Raw genomic sequence first — 14,360 nt, forward strand, 5'->3', positions numbered from 1 at the left:
GTTTATTCCTTGGAAGTCGATGCTGCTTTCGCGGCGATCTTGGCGTCTTTTACTTCAGGTTTTGCGGGAGCGGCAGGCGCGGTCGGATCGAAGTCCATGGCCACCATCTGCGGCGTCACCGGGGCGCCGGGGCGCACGCGCTGCAAGCCGTTGACGACGATCTTTTCGCCCGCCTTCAAGCCTTCGCGCACCACGCGCAAGCCGTCCGAGGCCGGGCCCAGCTTGACGGCGCGGTATTCGGCCTTGTTGTCGGCGCCCACCACGTACACGTATTTGCGGCTCTGGTCCGTGCCGACGGCGCGGTCGGAGATCAACAGCGCCGTGCTTTGCGCCTGCGGGCCGTTGCCGCCGTCGAGCTGGATGCGCGCGAACAGGCCCGGCACCAGCTGGCGCTCGGCGTTGGCGAAGGTGGCGCGCATGCGCACGCTGCCCGTGGCCGGATCGAGCTGGTTGTCGACGAATTCCAGCTTGCCTTCGTGCGGGAAGCCCGTTTCGTTGGCCAGGCCTACCTTGACGGTGACGGGCGTGCCTTTTTGCGCCGTGCCGGCCACGCGCAGGTAGGTATCTTCATCGCCGTCGAAGCTGGCGTAGATGCGGTCCGTCGACACCACGGAGGTGAGGATGGCGGAAGCGTCGATCAGGTTGCCGACGGTGATTTCCGCCTTGCTGACGCGGCCGCTGATCGGTGCCTGCACCTGCGTGTACGACAGGTTCAGCCTGGCCGCTTCATAGGCGGCTTGCGCCGAGCGGGCGTTCGCGTCCAGCTCTTTCAAGCCCGACGCTTTTTCATCGAATTCGCGCTGGGCGATGGCTTTTTCGGCCAGCAGCTTTTCAGCGCGCGACAGTTCCAGCTTGGCCAGTTCCGCCTTGGCGCGGGCCGAAGCGGCCGTGCCTTCGGCGCGCGACACTTCAGCCTGGAATGGGCGCGGATCGATGACGAACAGCACGTCGCCCTTTTTCACTTCGCTGCCCGGCTTGAAGTTGACGGCGGTGATGAAGCCGCCGACCCGCGAGCGGATTTCCACGCGCTCGATCGCTTCCAGGCGGCCCGAGAATTCCTGTGTTTCCGTGATCTGTTTTTCAACGACGGCGGCGGCCGAGATGGGCGGGCCGCCGGCCGCTGGCGCGTCGGGCACCTTGCTGTTGGCCGAATCGCAGCCAGCCAGGCTCACGGCCACCAGTCCTGCCAGCGCGAGCGAGGCAGCCAGGGGCTTCAGCAGAGTGGAAAATTGTTGAACGTTTTTCATTTTATTTCCCTGTTTTATGAAAATTTCTAATGGTATGGGCGGCAGGAAGCAACCCAACTGAAAAAGTGAATGGTGGTGCCATGGCGCCCGACGGCGCTCGATCAAAGGTAAACAGGCCGCCAGCTGCTTAAAAGCGGACGGGGACGACGAAGCTGGCTGTGCGAACGCACAACTCAGGCATGAAGGGAACTACACCGCGTAGTGTAGCAACCAAAACTCAAAAAGTAAACTGATTAGTGTAAGTTTTTTTGCGGTGCCGCGGATGGCGGCGTCATGACTCGGGCTCCTGCCCCAGTCCGGCGACGAAACTGCTAATTTCGCTCAATACCTGCACCTTGCAAGCGCACTCATTGCGGGCGGTAGCGTCCTGCAGCGGCGCGGCGGCCATGCGCCGCACGGTGGTCTTGATGCCGCAGGCGATCAGTTTGCTGCCGTATTGTTCAGCCTCGTCGCGCAATGGGTCGTCTTCGCTGGACAGGATGAGCGCCGGCGGCAGGTTCTTCAGGCGGCTCGACTGCAATGGCGACGCATACGGATGGGTACGGTCAGCGGCATTCGGCAGATAGCCGCGGTAGGCGGCGGCGCATTGATCGGCCACTTCCGCTAGGTCAGGACAGGTCGGCAAGTTGCGCATCGAGCAGGTCGACAGGCCGGGGTCGAGCATGGGCATGATCAGCACCTGGCCCGCGAGGGGCGGTCCGCCCCGGTCGCGCGACATCATGGCGCATACGGCAGCCAGGTTGGCGCCCGCTTCGATGCCCGACACCACCATCTGCTTGCCCGTCCAGCCCAGTTTGGACTTGTTCTTTTTTGCCCACAGCAGCACGGCATGCGCGTCTTCCACGGCGGCGGGAAATGGCCGCACACGTGCCAGGGTGTAGTTCGCGGCCAGCACCACGTGGTCGGGGTTGCTCAGCACGAGGCAGCGCAGGAAGTCGTCCGCATCGTCCAGGTCGCCGTCGACAAAGCCGCCGCCATGGAAGAAAACCATCAGGTTCGGCTGCCTGGCGCCCGGCACGCCGGCCGTGTAGACGCGCGCGCCGAGCGCATCCTGCGCGCCCTGCACCTGGATGTCGCGTATCTTCAGCGCCTGGCCAGGTGCCAGTTCGGCCGCAGTGTCGGCAAAGCTCATTGCGCCACCACCGGCTGCACCGCAACATCGAGCACCGTGTCGTTCAGGCACAACAGGGCGACGCCGCCCACTTCATGGGTCAGGGCGCTATAACCGCTGGCTTCGCTTTGCGCCGCCATCGAGTATGCATCCGTCGATACCATCGCGGCCAGAGCGAGCGAGCTCATAGCGAGAGCGAGCACTGCAAAGATTCCATTCCGATGACCCATGATTTTTCTCCTGTGAACTTCCTGCGGCAATCATCTTATGCTGCAGTACAACAACTATAGACTTGATCTACAATCTGATAAAGAGTGCAATGACGAATTGATTGTTCAGGATTCTGAATAATCACGCATAAAGTGATAGGAATTCAAGTGAACAAGCTGCAAGCCATGGAAGTTTTCATCCAAGTCGTCGATGCGGGCGGCTTTACGCGCGCGGCGGAAAACATGCAGCTGCCGAAAGCCACCGTGTCGACCCTGATCCAGTCGCTGGAAGCAAGCCTGTCGGTTAAGTTGCTCAACCGTACTACGCGTCATGTCAGCATCACGTCCGACGGCGCCGCCTATTACGAACGCTGCGTGCGCATCCTGTCGGACGTGCGCGAGGCCGAGGAATCGCTGTCGCGCACGCGCCTGAGTCCCAGCGGACGCCTGCGCGTGGATGCGCCCACGGCCCTGGCCAGCGAACTGATCATACCCGCCCTGCCCGACTTCTTTGCCCGCTACCCGGACATCTCGCTGGAACTGGGCTGCAGCGACCGTCCCGTCGACCTGATCGAGGAAGGCGTCGATTGCGCCGTGCGCGGCGGCGAATTGGGCGACCTGAACCTGATCGCGCGCCGGGTCGGCGTGCTGCACTTCATGACCTGCGCCTCGCCCGGCTACCTGGCGCAGCACGGCACGCCGCTGCATCCGGACGACCTGGCACAGCACCGGGGCGTGAATTTTTTCTCCGCCAAGACAGGCAAAACGTTTGATTGGGATTTCACGCGCGCCGGCGAACGCATCCAGATCGCCATGCCCAGCCATATCGCCCTGAACGATTCGAACGCCTACACGGCCGCCGGCCTGGCGGGCCTGGGCATCGTGCAAATGACGCACTTCATGCTTGCGCCCCTGATAGAACAGGGCAAAATGGTGGAATTGCTCGGCGAATGGGAATCCGACCCGTTGCCCATCCACGTGATCTATCCGCCCAACCGCCATCTGTCCGCCAAGGTGCGCGTGTTTGTCGAATGGGTCGCCGACATGTTTACCAACCACCCGGCCACGCAGCTCAAGGGCAAGAGCAGTCCCGCGAGCGCGCGCGCCAACCTGACCGAGGTCCAGCCATGACAACAGCAAGCACATCGCCGCAGCCGCACCGCATCGTCTTTCTCGACCGCGACAGCCTGATCGCCACCGTGCGCCCGCCCGCCTTTGCGCACGGCTGGGAAGAGTATCCGCATACCAAGGGCAGCGAACAGACGGTGTCTCGCCTGCAAGGTGCCAGCATCGCCATCACCAACAAGGTGCCGCTACGCGCGGCCGAGCTGGCGCAGCTGCCGGACCTGAAGATGATCGCCGTGGCCGCTACCGGCACGGATATCCTCGACCTGGCCGCCTGCCGCGAGCGGGGCATCGTCGTGGCGAATATCCGCGACTATGCGCGCGCCACCGTGCCCGAGCATACCCTGGCCCTGATGCTGGCCCTGCGCCGCCAGCTGTTTGCCTACCGCGCCGATGTGGAAGCTGGCCTGTGGCAGGCATCGGACCGCTTCTGCCTGTTCGGCCACCCGATCCGCGACCTGGCCGGCAGCCGCCTGGGTTTGCTCGGTTATGGCGCGCTGGGCAAGTCCGTGGCGCAGCTGGGCCGCGCCTTCGGCATGCAGGTGCAGGTACACAACCGCTCCCCTGTCGATGAGGACGGCGTGACGCAAGTGGGCTTCGACGAATTGCTGGCCACCTCCGATGTGCTCAGCCTGCACCTGCCGTTGACGGACAAGACGCGCAACATCATCGGTGCGGCAGAGCTGGCGCGCATGCAGCCCACATCCCTCCTGATCAACACGGCGCGGGGCGGCCTCGTCGATGAAGCGGCGCTGGCCGAGGCATTGACGAACGGCGTGATCGCCGGCGCCGGCTTCGACGTATTATCCAAGGAGCCGCCGCTGCCGGACAACCCGCTGCTCAATTTGCGCCTGCCCAACTTCATCCTCACGCCGCACACGGCCTGGGCCAGCGGGGAAGCCATGCAGAAGCTGGCCGACATCTTGATCGGCAACGTGGAAGCGTTCGAGCGCGGCGCGCCCACGAACGTGGTGGCATGAGCGTATTGCACGAACTCGATGAGCTGCTGGGCCTGGACAGCGGCGAGTATGACCGCCTCGACCTGTTTCAGGAGGTGGCTGAGCTGATCGGGCAACTGCGGTCGGCCGACGTGCCTGCACTGCTGGCCTTGTGGCCGCAACGCAGCCTGTGCTGGCAGCAGCGCTGCACGCAAGCGAGCACCAGCATCGACGCCGCCGTGCTGCGCACCCTGCTGGCAGGTTTGCTGCAGATCAAGGAAACCACCCACGGCGTGTTTGAACTGATGACGCGCCTGCCGCCCGTGGCCGACGCCTCTGCGCTCAACGAAGCGCTGCTCGATTACGCCGAGCAAGCCTGGCATGCGCAGGGGCCGGCCCGGCACCGGCAAATCCAGATCAGTTGCTGGAGCTGCGGGCTATCGGGCCGGCTGCTGAAGCGGCTGGGACTGGCATCGTGGAAGGATGCGGGCTTGTAGGAACTACAGCGCGGCAGACCGCTCAAAGCTGAAACCAGGCGCATACGCGTGATAACCGTCGAAATCGCCCTTGCCGATGGCCGCGCCGCCGCTGCGCGCGATCGCATACGCCATGCTGAAATGAAAATAGAAATTCGGCAGGATGTACAAATTCAAATATTCGTCGGCGGGCAAGGCGATATCGGCAAAGCCGGCGCGGTCGCGGCAGATGCGCCCCGGCGGCCCGTCGAAGCGCTCCACGGGAATGTCCTTGAGGTAGCGCATGGTGTGCGCGATCTGCTCCTGCAGGCTGGCGGCGGCGCTGAAATCGGCCACCTCCAGCCCCGCCAGCGGACAGCAGCCGCGCAGGGAAAAGCTCACGGCCGCGCGCACTTGCTGGGCGAACGGCAGCATGTCCGGGTGCAAACGCGCCGCCAGCATGTGCGGCTCGGTGCCGGTCTTGTCGAGCATGGCGGAGAGCTGCGCCAGCGAACGGCAAAAGATGGTGGCGGGATTGATGTGCATCGCGTCCGTCATGACAAGCCTTCCTGCGCGGCGACCTTCTTCAGCACGCGGATCAGCCGGCGTTCATGGCGGCCCACGGCGTCCCAGTGCCAGGCATCGGTCGGACCGAATTCCGGGTAGTGGCGCTGCCATTTTTCCGCGCGCTTCTGCGAATTGGCGCCCACATGCGACGCCAGTCCCTTGCCGCTGGACAAGCGCAGGTACACGCGGATGAGGCCCCAGCCTTCGCACACGTAACGGTAAGTGAGGCCAGCGCACTTGGCCGGGTCGAGCGCGATACGGCGCGGGGCAAACTGCCCGCCCATGTCCGGGTAATGCACGGCCAGGAACACCTCGCTGGCGCCTTCGGCCTCCAGCCTGGCCGCATACGCGCACAGCTCGGCCGGCGAGTGAAAGTGCAGCGTTTCCTGTTCCGCCTCCGAATACGCCTGCGCCACGGCCGCGCCGGGCTTGGCGAAGATCGCCTCGGCCATGGCCGCGATACCTGCTTCTGACATTGCCACCATGCTCCCCTCAAGTTGCCGCATAGCACTGCAGCGATGGCCGCCATCCTAGCATGGCGTCAGCGGTGATGGCGGCTGAAAAAGTCCCACATGACTTCATTCGCATCGATGGCGCGCGTGGTCTTGCCGATGGGCAGGCCGATATTGAAGGCATCGGCGCCCGGCCAGGTATGGCCGCCGTCCTTGACGGTGAGCAAGGCCACCTGCTGCGCGCCATTGCCCTGCGCCACATGCGTCACTTGCGTATCGTCACCTGCCACGGTGGGTAGCAGGCGCGCCGGTGGCGTGGCGCCTACGATGCCATTGTGCCTGCGCCAGTAATCGAACGTGCCTGCTGCCGACAGGTAGCTGGCAGCCTTGCCTTCATGCAGCACGACCTTGTCGGCCGTCCCCTGTATCAACAGCATGCCGACCTTGTCCGTCTTTTTATGCTGCTGCAGCACCGGTTCCGGCATCGGCGCCCCCACCGAGGCGACGGCGGCGAACTGCTGCGGCAGCTCGGCCGCCAGGCGCAGGGCAAAGAAACCGCCACGCGACAAGCCCGTGGCATACACGCGCTTCTCATCGATGCGGTGAGTCTGCTTGAGCTTGGCCAGCATGGCTAGCGTAAAGCCGATATCATCCGTGCCCGCCAGGTAATCCATGCCGAAGCCCACGTTCCAGTCCTGCTTGATACCTTGCGGGTACACAACGATGAACTGGTGCCGTTCAGCCGTCTTGTTCATCTGCGTGTACAGCATCTGCTCGGCCATGCTCATGCCGCCGCCATGGAAATTGAAGACGACGGGAAAGGCTTGCTGCGGCGCACTGTCGTAGGCGGCGGGCGTATAGACGATGTAGCGGCGCTTGTCTTCCTTGTGCTGCAGCGATTGCACCTGCGCCAGCACTGGCGTACACAGGCAGGACAGGATGAACAGGCTGATGGCGATTTTCATGGGCTTCCCTTCATGTAAAAGAGCAGCCAGCATAAGCAAGGCGAGGTGAAATCGCGGTGAAATCCGGTGACTTCTTTTATGGCGCCTGGACGGGAAGGATGGCGACACGGTACTGCATCGCGCCGGGGTGGAAAACAATGTCCCATTGCATGGCTTGTGCCAGGCGCAGCAGCAGGTTCTGGCCATGCGCGAAACCGTGGATGCGCCGTGGATGCCCCGCCTGCACGGTATTGACGATGTTCAGGCGGCCTTGCGCAAACGCAATGCTGATGCGGCAGTCGGGGCCGCCATGGAACAGGGCATTCGCCAGGCAATTATTGATGAGCAACATGAGCAGTTGCGGGTTGCCGACCACCTCCAGCCGCTCGGGCAAGTCCAGGGTCAGCAGGCTGGCATCCCAGCGATGTTCGTCGAGCAGGCGCAGCAGGCATTGCTCGATACAGCCGCGCAATTCCACCACGTCGCCGGGCAGCCGTTCGGCCCGCGCCAGCGCGAACAGCACGTCGATGGTGGCGCGCATCTCGTCCATGGATTGCCGCAGCTGCGCCTGCTGCTGCCCGCTTAAGGGCTGCGCATTCGCCAGCGCCAGGGTGTTATGCATCAGGGTGAGCGGCGTGCGCAATTCATGGCTGACGTCGCGGGTGAATGCCTGTTCGCGCCGCAAGACCGACTGCAGTTCGGCAAAAGTGGTTTCCAGGCGGCGCGCCAGGAAACCGATCTCGTCGGGGCGGTCGCGCTCGCTGAAATGGACGGCGCTGCCGGGCGCCAGCTGGCGTGCTTCCTGGGCCAGACGCTGCAAGGGCAGCACGAGGCGCCGCGCAAGCCAGTATGCCAGCAGCAAGGCCAGGGCGATCAGCGCCAGCGCCACGCCAGCCACGACACCACCCACTTCCCGCGCCAGGCGCGACACCACCAGCACGGGCGCCACGTCGGCCAGCAGATAGCAGCGGGCCGGCTTGCCGCCGGCAACGACATCGAGCGCCAGCACGTGATAATGCTGGCCCGTCTTCGTAAACACTTCCCCGCGCGGGGCAGACTGCGGCACTTGCGCGCGCACCGCTTGAGGCAAGTCAAGGTAGCCGCCATAAACCGTGATGAGGTCGCTGCCGGAAGGCGTAAGCTTGTCGTGCTGCTGCCAGCGCATGCTGACGGCCGCCGCTTCGCGCTCGAGCAGGCGCTGCACCAGCATGTCTTCCGTCACGTAGGCGATCACCAGCGCCAGGCCCGTGTAGCACAGGCACAGCAAGACGGTGAAGCCGGCCAGGGCGGCGAACAGGCGCTGCCGGATCGACTTGCTCATGCAGACGCCGCAGCATCGAAGGCCAGGCGGTAGCCCAGCTGCGGTATGGTCACCAGCATGCCCGCCGCACCCGCCCCGCCAAGCAACTCCAGCTGCTTGCGCAGCGCATAGATGTGCGATTTGAGGGCGTCGCTGTCGGGTGGCTGACTGCCCCACAGTTGCTGCAGCAAGGCCGAGCGCGAGACGGCATGCGGATGTTCGCGGCACAGCAGCAGCAAGATTTTAAAACCCGTCTGCGTCAGCGGCAGGGATACATCGCCATACAGGGCGCGCCCTGCGCGCGTCTGCAAGGTGAATGGCCCCACGCGTATTTCCTGGTGCACGTGCAACTGCTGCCGGCGCACCAGCGCTTCGCAGCGCAAAGCCACCTCGCGCAGGTCGAACGGCTTGGTCAGGTAATCGTCGGCGCCGTCGCGAAAACCGCGCGCCTTGTCTTCATACGCGTCGCGCGCCGTCAGCATCAAAATCGGCACATTGCTGGGAGCGGCTGCCTTGATGGCGCGGCACACTTGCAAGCCATCCATGTCGGGCAAGTTCAGGTCCAGCAGCACCACGTCATAGCTGTTGCACGTGGCCAGTTGCACCGCCAGCGCGCCCGTGCCCGCATGGTCCGTCTGCCAGCGCAAGCCGTCGAGAAAGTCGAGCACCTGGCGCGCGATGGCCAGGTGGTCTTCCACCAGCAGGATACTCAAGGGTGGCTTGTTCATCGCACGCCGGCAATGCGCGCATACAGCCAGAAATTGCCGGATCTTCCGCGAACTTGCCGGTAACAGCGCAGATAGCCCTCCCGCTCGAAAGCGCAGCGTTCGAGCACGCGGACCGAACGTTCATTGCTTTCCAGCACAGTGGCCTGGATGCGCAGAAAGCCAAGGCGCTGGAAGCCCCAGTCCACGACCGACGCGGCGATGGACGTGGCCACGCCCTGCCCCCATACAGCTGGGGCCAAGTCATAGGCGATCTCCGCCGTGCGGTGCTGCGGAGAAATGGCGTTGAAGCCGATCGTGCCCACCAGCTGGCCACCCTCGCGCAGCACGACAGCCAGCCGTATGGACGAAGACGGTTCTGCCGATGCGTAGTCATCGAAATTGGCCTGCAGATCGTCGACGCAACGCAAGTTCCAGCTCGTGTGCTCCACGACGGCAGGGTCGGCCAGGTAGGCATACCAGGCGGGCGCGTCGCTACGTTCCAGCTGGCGCAAAGTCACCAGCGGGTGGCCTGAAGCGGGTAAATCAGCAGCTTTCATCGCCTTGCATCCTTTTTAGTCAAGCGGGCAATCGGCGGCCAGCCAGGACACGAAATCATCGGCGGCCAGCTCGAAATCGTCGCGCTGCATCGAGCCATGCCCCACCAGGTAGACGGCGCGCTCAGCGCCATCGAGCGCCAGCATGACGGCGCGTCCGCCGCTGTCGTCGCCGATGGTCATGTAGCCAGGACAGGATTGCTGCGTGTCATAGGTCTCGTTACGCTCCCGCAAGCTCTCTGCGCCGTACAGCAATACCTGTTCGCCGCGCATGTCTTCGTGCCAGTCCTTGAGAAAAGCCAAATAGTACGCTGGCAAGGTGTGGCCCAACGCTTGCTGGAAGACATCGATTTCTTGCATCGTCTTACTCATGACTCCTGATCCTGTCTGTGCCTCAGCGGCACTTGCATTGTGTCGGCCCCTTATCTCTCATTCCCGCCGTTTGCTGCGCGCTATGGAGATACTCCAGATAGCCGACCTGGTTCTCCTTCGCGCACGTGGCGGTGCACATCTCCTGCTCCGAGGGGAAAAAGCGCGACAGATAAGCGGCCAGCACATACACGCTGATCGTCGCAATGATGGCCAGCGCCACGATCGCAGGGGACGACCAGCGCGCAGTCCTGTGCTCTCGCATGTTTATTCCTCCAGCAGGCGCCGCGCTTCCCACTCGCGGCGCAGCAAGCCATACAAGGCCGAATCGCTGACCTGGCCAGCCACGATCCAGCGTTCGGGCAGAAAACCTTCCTTGTTGAAACCCTGGCGTTCCAGGGCGCTGGCCGAACCGGCGTTGTGCGGGTCGATGTCGGCTTCCAGGCGGTTCAGGTCGCGCTCGACAAACGCATACTCGATCAGCGCCGACAGCGCTTCGTGCATATAGCCCTTGCCCCAGTACGGACGGCCCAGCGCGTAGCCGATCTCGGCGCGGCGGTTCTGGCGGTGCTCGGAAAACAGGCTGCAGCTGCCCAGGTATTCGCCCGTCGCCTTCAGCTCGACGGCGAAGCGGAAGAATTCCTCTTTCTCGAAAGCGGCGATGTCCTCGGCAATCTGGCGCGCGGCGCGGCTGGCATCGGTCCATGGTGGTTCGCTGAAATAGCGCATCACTTCGGGGTCGGAATGCATGGCGAATTGCGCCGCCTCATCCGATGGTTGCGGCTTGCGCAGGATCAATCGTTCAGTGGTGATGGTCTTGCTGTAGGTCATGGCGCTCCAGTCTGGCGGCAAACGGACGAATGCTTATTATTCCATGCAACTATAACGATGTGGCAATTTTGTGACGATGCTTTTAATGTACTATGGCAATATTTTTCACCATATCATTGATGCAACTTCATGATTCGCCCATGTACGCAGTAACCGACGCGGCCAACACCGAAGCCAACCATGCCCTTCCCTAGAATCGCCCTCACCATGCCCGTCACCCTCATCGCACTGGCCATCTGGCTGGGCTTGAGCCTGGGCGGCCGCTGGCTGGAAGCGGCCGGCTACGCCTTGCCGGGCGCCGCCGTCACCGGCCGCATCGGACTGTCGTGGGCGCTGGCCGCCCTGTTCGCGCTGGCGCTGCTGCTGGCCTCAAGCCGGCGCCGAGCGGCGGGCCTGTGCGCGCCGCAGCCATGGAAAACGCTGTGGCTCGTCTGGCCGCCCCTGCTGTATGCGCTGCTGATGCTGTTGCTGGCCTGGGCCGGCGGCTGGCCGCAGCCGCGCGTGCTGCTGATCGTCGCTTGCAATGCGGCGCTGGTGGCCGTCTCGGAAGAGCTGATGTTCCGCGCCATCTTGCTGCAAGGCATGCTGGAGCGCTACGCCGTCTGGCCGGCCGTCCTGATGTCATCGGCACTGTTCGGCCTGGCCCACACGGCCAACGGCCTGGCCACGGGCGACGTCAGCGGCGCCCTGTGGCAAGCCGTGGCCGCCACCCTGCAGGGCGTCGGCTACGCGGCCATCCGCCTGCGTACCCGCTCCATCTGGCCCATGGTGCTCGTGCATGGCTTGTGGGATTACGCGCTGGTGACGGCCACCTTGCCCAACCCGGCCGAAGACGGCGCGTCGATCCTGCCATATATCGCCCTGCTGGCCGTGCTGCCCCTGTGCCTGTACGGCGTCTACCTGCTGCGCCCCAGCCAGCGCGCCGTCCTGTCGCAAGCGCAACTATAATATTGCGACACATTTTTCCATCCACTTGCCGAGGAAGCTGCATGGCGTTTTTTTCACGTGATTACGAAGTATTCCTGCTGCTGGCCGCGCCCGCTGCGGCGCCGCTGTGGGATGCGGCGCAATGGACGCCGTTTGCCGCCAGCCTCGATGGGCTCATGGCGCAGGCAAGCGCGAGGGGCAAGCCCGGCGTGCGCAGCCATCAATACAATCCCAAGGGCAAGCCGATTTCCTTTGGCCGCCTGGGCTGGGACGACAAATCGCACGCCAAGTGGACGCATACGCCGGAAACACGCGACGCCCGCTTCATGAGCCTGGAAGCATGGGCGCCCATCTGGACCATTTGCGAAAAGGACGACCAGGCGCCCGATGTGTTCCTCACCCTGGCCAACGAATCGCTGCTGGGACGAGCAGGCAAGCCCTTGCAATTTGGCCAGCGCCTGGTGTGCGCCATCGCCACGGACATGGGGCCGGAAGCGAGCGCCACCTTGCGGCACTCCTTGACGCAGCTGGCGGCGCAGCAAGACGCCGTCCTCTTCGCCTGCACGCAACGCCAGTGGGGCCGCGCCGCGTACGGCGGTTTCACGGGCGCCATCCAGGATATGCTGATCGGCGGCCTGTTCCAGCCCGACGACCCGCATGCGCGGCCGCTCGATGCGGCCACGTTCCGCGAGCCATGGACGCGCATCGACAATTGACAGCGCCAGCCATTCCATGACATCGTTGCGCCATGCAATCGCCATTTCCTCCCCTGCCATCGATTATTGCCGCCATTCGACCGATGGTGGCTTAGCAGGACAGTGATTGCCAAAGCCGCCTGAGAGGCGGCTTTGATTTGCAGTAATAGATCAAGACGTCTCGCAGGCATTATTTCTTTCTAGCGAGCGACCATGTCCCCTACCTCCAGCACCACCGCTGCCCCCACCCTGCACCTCGTGTGCGGCAAAATTGCCTCGGGCAAATCCACCCTGACCACCCGGCTGGCCAGCGCGCCACACACCGTGCGCATCAGCGAAGACAGCTTGCTGGCGCAGCTGTATCCGGGCCAGATCGCCAGCCTGGCCGACTACGCGGCCTGCGCTGCGCGGCTGCGCGCAGCCATCGCCCCTTTGGCCCTGCAGATGCTGCAGGCGGGCGTGTCCGTCGTGCTCGATTTCCCCGCGAATACGCCCGCCAGCCGCGCCTGGATGCGCGAGCTGTTCCAGCAGGCGGGCACGCCGCACGTGCTGCATTACCTGGACGTGCCGGACGAGGAATGCAAGGCGCGCTTGCGCCAGCGCAATGCCAGCGGGCTGCACCCGTTCTCCACCAGCGACGCTGATTTTGACGCCATCACGCGCCACTTCGTGCCGCCCCAGGCCTCGGAAGGCTTTGATATTGTGCGGATTGCCGCTTAAAACGTGCCCGGCAGCAGGATCTTCTTGTCCACCTGCTGCAGGTCGCGCAAGCCGCAAAAGGCCATCGTCAGGTCCAGCTCGTTGCGGATGATGTCCAGGCATTTGGTGACGCCCGGGCCGCCCATGGCGCCCAGGCCGTACAGGAAGGGGCGGCCGATGTACACGCCTTTCGCGCCCAGGGCCACGGCCTTGATCACGTCCTGGCCCGAGCGGATGCCGCCATCCATGTGCACTTCGATCTGGCTGCCGACGGCGTCGACGATGGCGGGCAAGGCTTCGATCGACGATTGCGCGCCATCGAGCTGGCGCCCGCCGTGGTTCGAGACGATCAGCGCGTCGGCGCCGCTTTCCACGGCCAGGCGCGCGTCTTCCGGGTCCATGATGCCCTTGATGATCAATTTCCCGCCCCAACGCTGCTTGATCCATTCCACGTCCGCCCACGACAGGCTCAGGTCGAACTGCTGCTGCGTCCAGGCCGACAGGGACGACATGTCGGACACGGAAGTGGCATGGCCGACGATGTTGCCGAAGCCGCGCCGCTTCGTGCCCAGCATGCCCGCCACCCAGCGCGGCTTGGTGGCCATGTTGATGATGTTGGGAATCGTCAATTTCGGTGGCGCCGACAGGCCGTTGCGCAAGTCCTTGTGGCGCTGCCCCAGCACCTGCAAGTCCAGGGTCAGCACCAGCGCGCCGCATTTGGCCGCCTTGGCGCGGTCGATCAGGCGGTTGATGAATTCGCGGTCCTTCATCACATACAGCTGGAACCAGAACGGTTTCGTCGTGTTCGCCGCCACATCCTCGATCGAGCAGATGCTCATGGTCGACAGCGTGAATGGCACGCCGAAACGCTCAGCCGCCTGGGCCGCGAGGATTTCGCCATCCGCATGCTGCATGCCTGTCAAGCCCGTGGGCGACAGGGCCACCGGCATCGATACGTGCTGCCCCACCATGGTCGAAGCCAGGCTGCGGTTTTCCAGGTTGACGGCCACGCGCTGGCGGAATTTGATCTTCGCGAAATCGCTGTTGTTGGCGCGGTACGTCGACTCCGTCCAGGAGCCGGAATCGGCGTAGTCGTAAAACATGCGCGGCACCCGTTTCTGGGCCAGCACGCGCAAGTCTTCGATGCAGGTGATGATACTCATGCGTTTCCTCGGTCGATGGCAAGTCGAACCATGATCGTGCATTTGCCTGCAATTGTCTATCCGGCAG

The 14,360-nt window shown here is 63.9% G+C and carries 19 protein-coding genes; 6 read left to right on the plus strand and 13 right to left on the minus strand.

Annotated elements, in window-relative coordinates; genetic code table 11:
* Positions 1-2: 2 nt before the first annotated feature.
* The 3 genes from CSQ91_RS10735 to CSQ91_RS28915 all read right to left on the minus strand — a co-directional run bounded on the left by CSQ91_RS10735 (position 3) and on the right by CSQ91_RS28915 (position 2,546).
* A complete protein-coding gene (locus tag CSQ91_RS10735; RefSeq protein WP_034783118.1) occupies positions 3-1,247 on the minus strand; it encodes an efflux RND transporter periplasmic adaptor subunit in 1,245 nt (414 codons plus the stop codon).
* A gap of 271 nt (positions 1,248-1,518) precedes the next feature.
* Positions 1,519-2,379, minus strand: coding sequence for an alpha/beta hydrolase (locus CSQ91_RS10740; protein WP_052140188.1), 861 nt, complete (start codon positions 2,377-2,379; stop codon positions 1,519-1,521).
* On the minus strand, positions 2,376-2,546 hold the full coding sequence (locus tag CSQ91_RS28915) for a hypothetical protein (RefSeq protein WP_161789575.1): 171 nt from the start codon (positions 2,544-2,546) through the stop codon (positions 2,376-2,378). Before CSQ91_RS28915 ends, CSQ91_RS10740 begins: the two co-directional genes overlap by 4 nt.
* A gap of 189 nt (positions 2,547-2,735) precedes the next feature.
* Here CSQ91_RS28915 and CSQ91_RS10745 point away from each other — a divergent pair, with 189 nt between their 5' ends.
* Genes CSQ91_RS10745 through CSQ91_RS10755 form a run of 3 tightly spaced genes read left to right on the plus strand, consistent with a single transcriptional unit; the run spans position 2,736 to position 5,127 of the window.
* Entirely contained in the window at positions 2,736-3,698 is a 963-nt protein-coding gene (locus tag CSQ91_RS10745; RefSeq protein WP_034783117.1) for a LysR family transcriptional regulator, read from the plus strand.
* A complete protein-coding gene (locus CSQ91_RS10750; protein WP_099388230.1) occupies positions 3,695-4,672 on the plus strand; it encodes a D-2-hydroxyacid dehydrogenase in 978 nt (325 codons plus the stop codon). The genes CSQ91_RS10745 and CSQ91_RS10750 overlap by 4 nt, the downstream gene beginning before the upstream one ends.
* Positions 4,669-5,127 carry a hypothetical protein gene (locus CSQ91_RS10755; protein ID WP_099388231.1) on the plus strand — a complete coding sequence of 153 codons (459 nt, stop codon included), beginning with the start codon at positions 4,669-4,671 and terminating at the stop codon, positions 5,125-5,127. Before CSQ91_RS10750 ends, CSQ91_RS10755 begins: the two co-directional genes overlap by 4 nt.
* A 3-nt stretch (positions 5,128-5,130) precedes the next feature.
* On the opposite strand, the gene CSQ91_RS10760 is transcribed toward CSQ91_RS10755, so the two are convergent.
* From CSQ91_RS10760 to CSQ91_RS10800, 9 genes are all read right to left on the minus strand, one after another.
* Entirely contained in the window at positions 5,131-5,643 is a 513-nt protein-coding gene (locus CSQ91_RS10760; RefSeq protein WP_257217287.1) for a DUF1993 domain-containing protein, read from the minus strand.
* Positions 5,640-6,128 carry a hypothetical protein gene (locus tag CSQ91_RS10765; protein WP_143451005.1) on the minus strand — a complete coding sequence of 163 codons (489 nt, stop codon included), beginning with the start codon at positions 6,126-6,128 and terminating at the stop codon, positions 5,640-5,642. Before CSQ91_RS10765 ends, CSQ91_RS10760 begins: the two co-directional genes overlap by 4 nt.
* A gap of 65 nt (positions 6,129-6,193) precedes the next feature.
* The gene (locus CSQ91_RS10770) at positions 6,194-7,069 is read right to left on the minus strand and encodes an extracellular catalytic domain type 1 short-chain-length polyhydroxyalkanoate depolymerase (protein WP_099388233.1); all 876 of its coding nucleotides are present in this window, start codon (positions 7,067-7,069) and stop codon (positions 6,194-6,196) included.
* A 76-nt stretch (positions 7,070-7,145) separates the two neighbouring features.
* Positions 7,146-8,369 (minus strand): sensor histidine kinase, encoded by a 1,224-nt coding sequence (locus tag CSQ91_RS10775; RefSeq protein WP_099388234.1) that lies wholly within the window; start codon positions 8,367-8,369, stop codon positions 7,146-7,148.
* On the minus strand, positions 8,366-9,076 hold the full coding sequence (locus CSQ91_RS10780) for a response regulator transcription factor (protein WP_099388235.1): 711 nt from the start codon (positions 9,074-9,076) through the stop codon (positions 8,366-8,368). The genes CSQ91_RS10775 and CSQ91_RS10780 overlap by 4 nt, the downstream gene beginning before the upstream one ends.
* Positions 9,073-9,612: a GNAT family N-acetyltransferase gene (locus tag CSQ91_RS10785; protein WP_099388236.1), complete on the minus strand. Its 540-nt coding sequence runs from the start codon at positions 9,610-9,612 to the stop codon at positions 9,073-9,075. Before CSQ91_RS10785 ends, CSQ91_RS10780 begins: the two co-directional genes overlap by 4 nt.
* A 15-nt stretch (positions 9,613-9,627) precedes the next feature.
* Entirely contained in the window at positions 9,628-9,981 is a 354-nt protein-coding gene (locus tag CSQ91_RS10790; protein ID WP_143451006.1) for an SMI1/KNR4 family protein, read from the minus strand.
* Between the two features lie 22 nt (positions 9,982-10,003).
* Complete coding sequence (locus CSQ91_RS10795) at positions 10,004-10,243, minus strand: hypothetical protein (RefSeq protein WP_099388238.1); 240 nt, start codon at positions 10,241-10,243, stop codon at positions 10,004-10,006.
* A gap of 2 nt (positions 10,244-10,245) precedes the next feature.
* Positions 10,246-10,809, minus strand: a complete 564-nt coding sequence (locus tag CSQ91_RS10800) for a GNAT family N-acetyltransferase (protein WP_099388239.1) — start codon at positions 10,807-10,809, stop codon at positions 10,246-10,248.
* Between the two features lie 180 nt (positions 10,810-10,989).
* Between CSQ91_RS10800 and CSQ91_RS10805 the strand changes: the two genes are divergently transcribed.
* The 3 genes from CSQ91_RS10805 to CSQ91_RS10815 all read left to right on the plus strand — a co-directional run bounded on the left by CSQ91_RS10805 (position 10,990) and on the right by CSQ91_RS10815 (position 13,151).
* Positions 10,990-11,757 (plus strand): CPBP family intramembrane glutamic endopeptidase, encoded by a 768-nt coding sequence (locus CSQ91_RS10805; protein ID WP_099388240.1) that lies wholly within the window; start codon positions 10,990-10,992, stop codon positions 11,755-11,757.
* 41 nt (positions 11,758-11,798) lie between these two features.
* The gene (locus tag CSQ91_RS10810; RefSeq protein ID WP_099388241.1) at positions 11,799-12,452 is read left to right on the plus strand and encodes a hypothetical protein; all 654 of its coding nucleotides are present in this window, start codon (positions 11,799-11,801) and stop codon (positions 12,450-12,452) included.
* A 192-nt stretch (positions 12,453-12,644) separates the two neighbouring features.
* Positions 12,645-13,151 carry an AAA family ATPase gene (locus CSQ91_RS10815; protein WP_099388242.1) on the plus strand — a complete coding sequence of 169 codons (507 nt, stop codon included), beginning with the start codon at positions 12,645-12,647 and terminating at the stop codon, positions 13,149-13,151.
* On the opposite strand, the gene CSQ91_RS10820 is transcribed toward CSQ91_RS10815, so the two are convergent.
* Positions 13,148-14,293 (minus strand): alpha-hydroxy acid oxidase, encoded by a 1,146-nt coding sequence (locus tag CSQ91_RS10820; RefSeq protein ID WP_099388243.1) that lies wholly within the window; start codon positions 14,291-14,293, stop codon positions 13,148-13,150. The two genes, CSQ91_RS10815 and CSQ91_RS10820, sit on opposite strands and share 4 nt — an antisense overlap.
* Between the last annotated feature and the right edge of the window lie 67 nt (positions 14,294-14,360).

It is taken from the genome of Janthinobacterium sp. BJB301 (assembly GCF_002735685.1).
GTDB classification, from domain to species: domain Bacteria; phylum Pseudomonadota; class Gammaproteobacteria; order Burkholderiales; family Burkholderiaceae_D; genus Janthinobacterium; species Janthinobacterium lividum.

Coding starts and splice junctions, on each gene's coding strand:
- CSQ91_RS28915 (WP_161789575.1), bottom strand. CDS start 2,546: ATGAGCTCGCTCGCTCTGGCCGCGATGGTATCGACGGATGCATACTCG.
- CSQ91_RS10805 (WP_099388240.1), top strand. CDS start 10,990: ATGCCCTTCCCTAGAATCGCCCTCACCATGCCCGTCACCCTCATCGCA.
- CSQ91_RS10755 (WP_099388231.1), top strand. CDS start 4,669: ATGAGCGTATTGCACGAACTCGATGAGCTGCTGGGCCTGGACAGCGGC.
- CSQ91_RS10750 (WP_099388230.1), top strand. CDS start 3,695: ATGACAACAGCAAGCACATCGCCGCAGCCGCACCGCATCGTCTTTCTC.
- CSQ91_RS10790 (WP_143451006.1), bottom strand. CDS start 9,981: ATGAGTAAGACGATGCAAGAAATCGATGTCTTCCAGCAAGCGTTGGGC.
- CSQ91_RS10770 (WP_099388233.1), bottom strand. CDS start 7,069: ATGAAAATCGCCATCAGCCTGTTCATCCTGTCCTGCCTGTGTACGCCA.
- CSQ91_RS10800 (WP_099388239.1), bottom strand. CDS start 10,809: ATGACCTACAGCAAGACCATCACCACTGAACGATTGATCCTGCGCAAG.
- CSQ91_RS10780 (WP_099388235.1), bottom strand. CDS start 9,076: ATGAACAAGCCACCCTTGAGTATCCTGCTGGTGGAAGACCACCTGGCC.
- CSQ91_RS10785 (WP_099388236.1), bottom strand. CDS start 9,612: ATGAAAGCTGCTGATTTACCCGCTTCAGGCCACCCGCTGGTGACTTTG.
- CSQ91_RS10815 (WP_099388242.1), top strand. CDS start 12,645: ATGTCCCCTACCTCCAGCACCACCGCTGCCCCCACCCTGCACCTCGTG.
- CSQ91_RS10735 (WP_034783118.1), bottom strand. CDS start 1,247: ATGAAAAACGTTCAACAATTTTCCACTCTGCTGAAGCCCCTGGCTGCC.
- CSQ91_RS10765 (WP_143451005.1), bottom strand. CDS start 6,128: ATGTCAGAAGCAGGTATCGCGGCCATGGCCGAGGCGATCTTCGCCAAG.
- CSQ91_RS10775 (WP_099388234.1), bottom strand. CDS start 8,369: ATGAGCAAGTCGATCCGGCAGCGCCTGTTCGCCGCCCTGGCCGGCTTC.
- CSQ91_RS10820 (WP_099388243.1), bottom strand. CDS start 14,293: ATGAGTATCATCACCTGCATCGAAGACTTGCGCGTGCTGGCCCAGAAA.
- CSQ91_RS10740 (WP_052140188.1), bottom strand. CDS start 2,379: ATGAGCTTTGCCGACACTGCGGCCGAACTGGCACCTGGCCAGGCGCTG.
- CSQ91_RS10795 (WP_099388238.1), bottom strand. CDS start 10,243: ATGCGAGAGCACAGGACTGCGCGCTGGTCGTCCCCTGCGATCGTGGCG.
- CSQ91_RS10810 (WP_099388241.1), top strand. CDS start 11,799: ATGGCGTTTTTTTCACGTGATTACGAAGTATTCCTGCTGCTGGCCGCG.
- CSQ91_RS10760 (WP_257217287.1), bottom strand. CDS start 5,643: ATGACGGACGCGATGCACATCAATCCCGCCACCATCTTTTGCCGTTCG.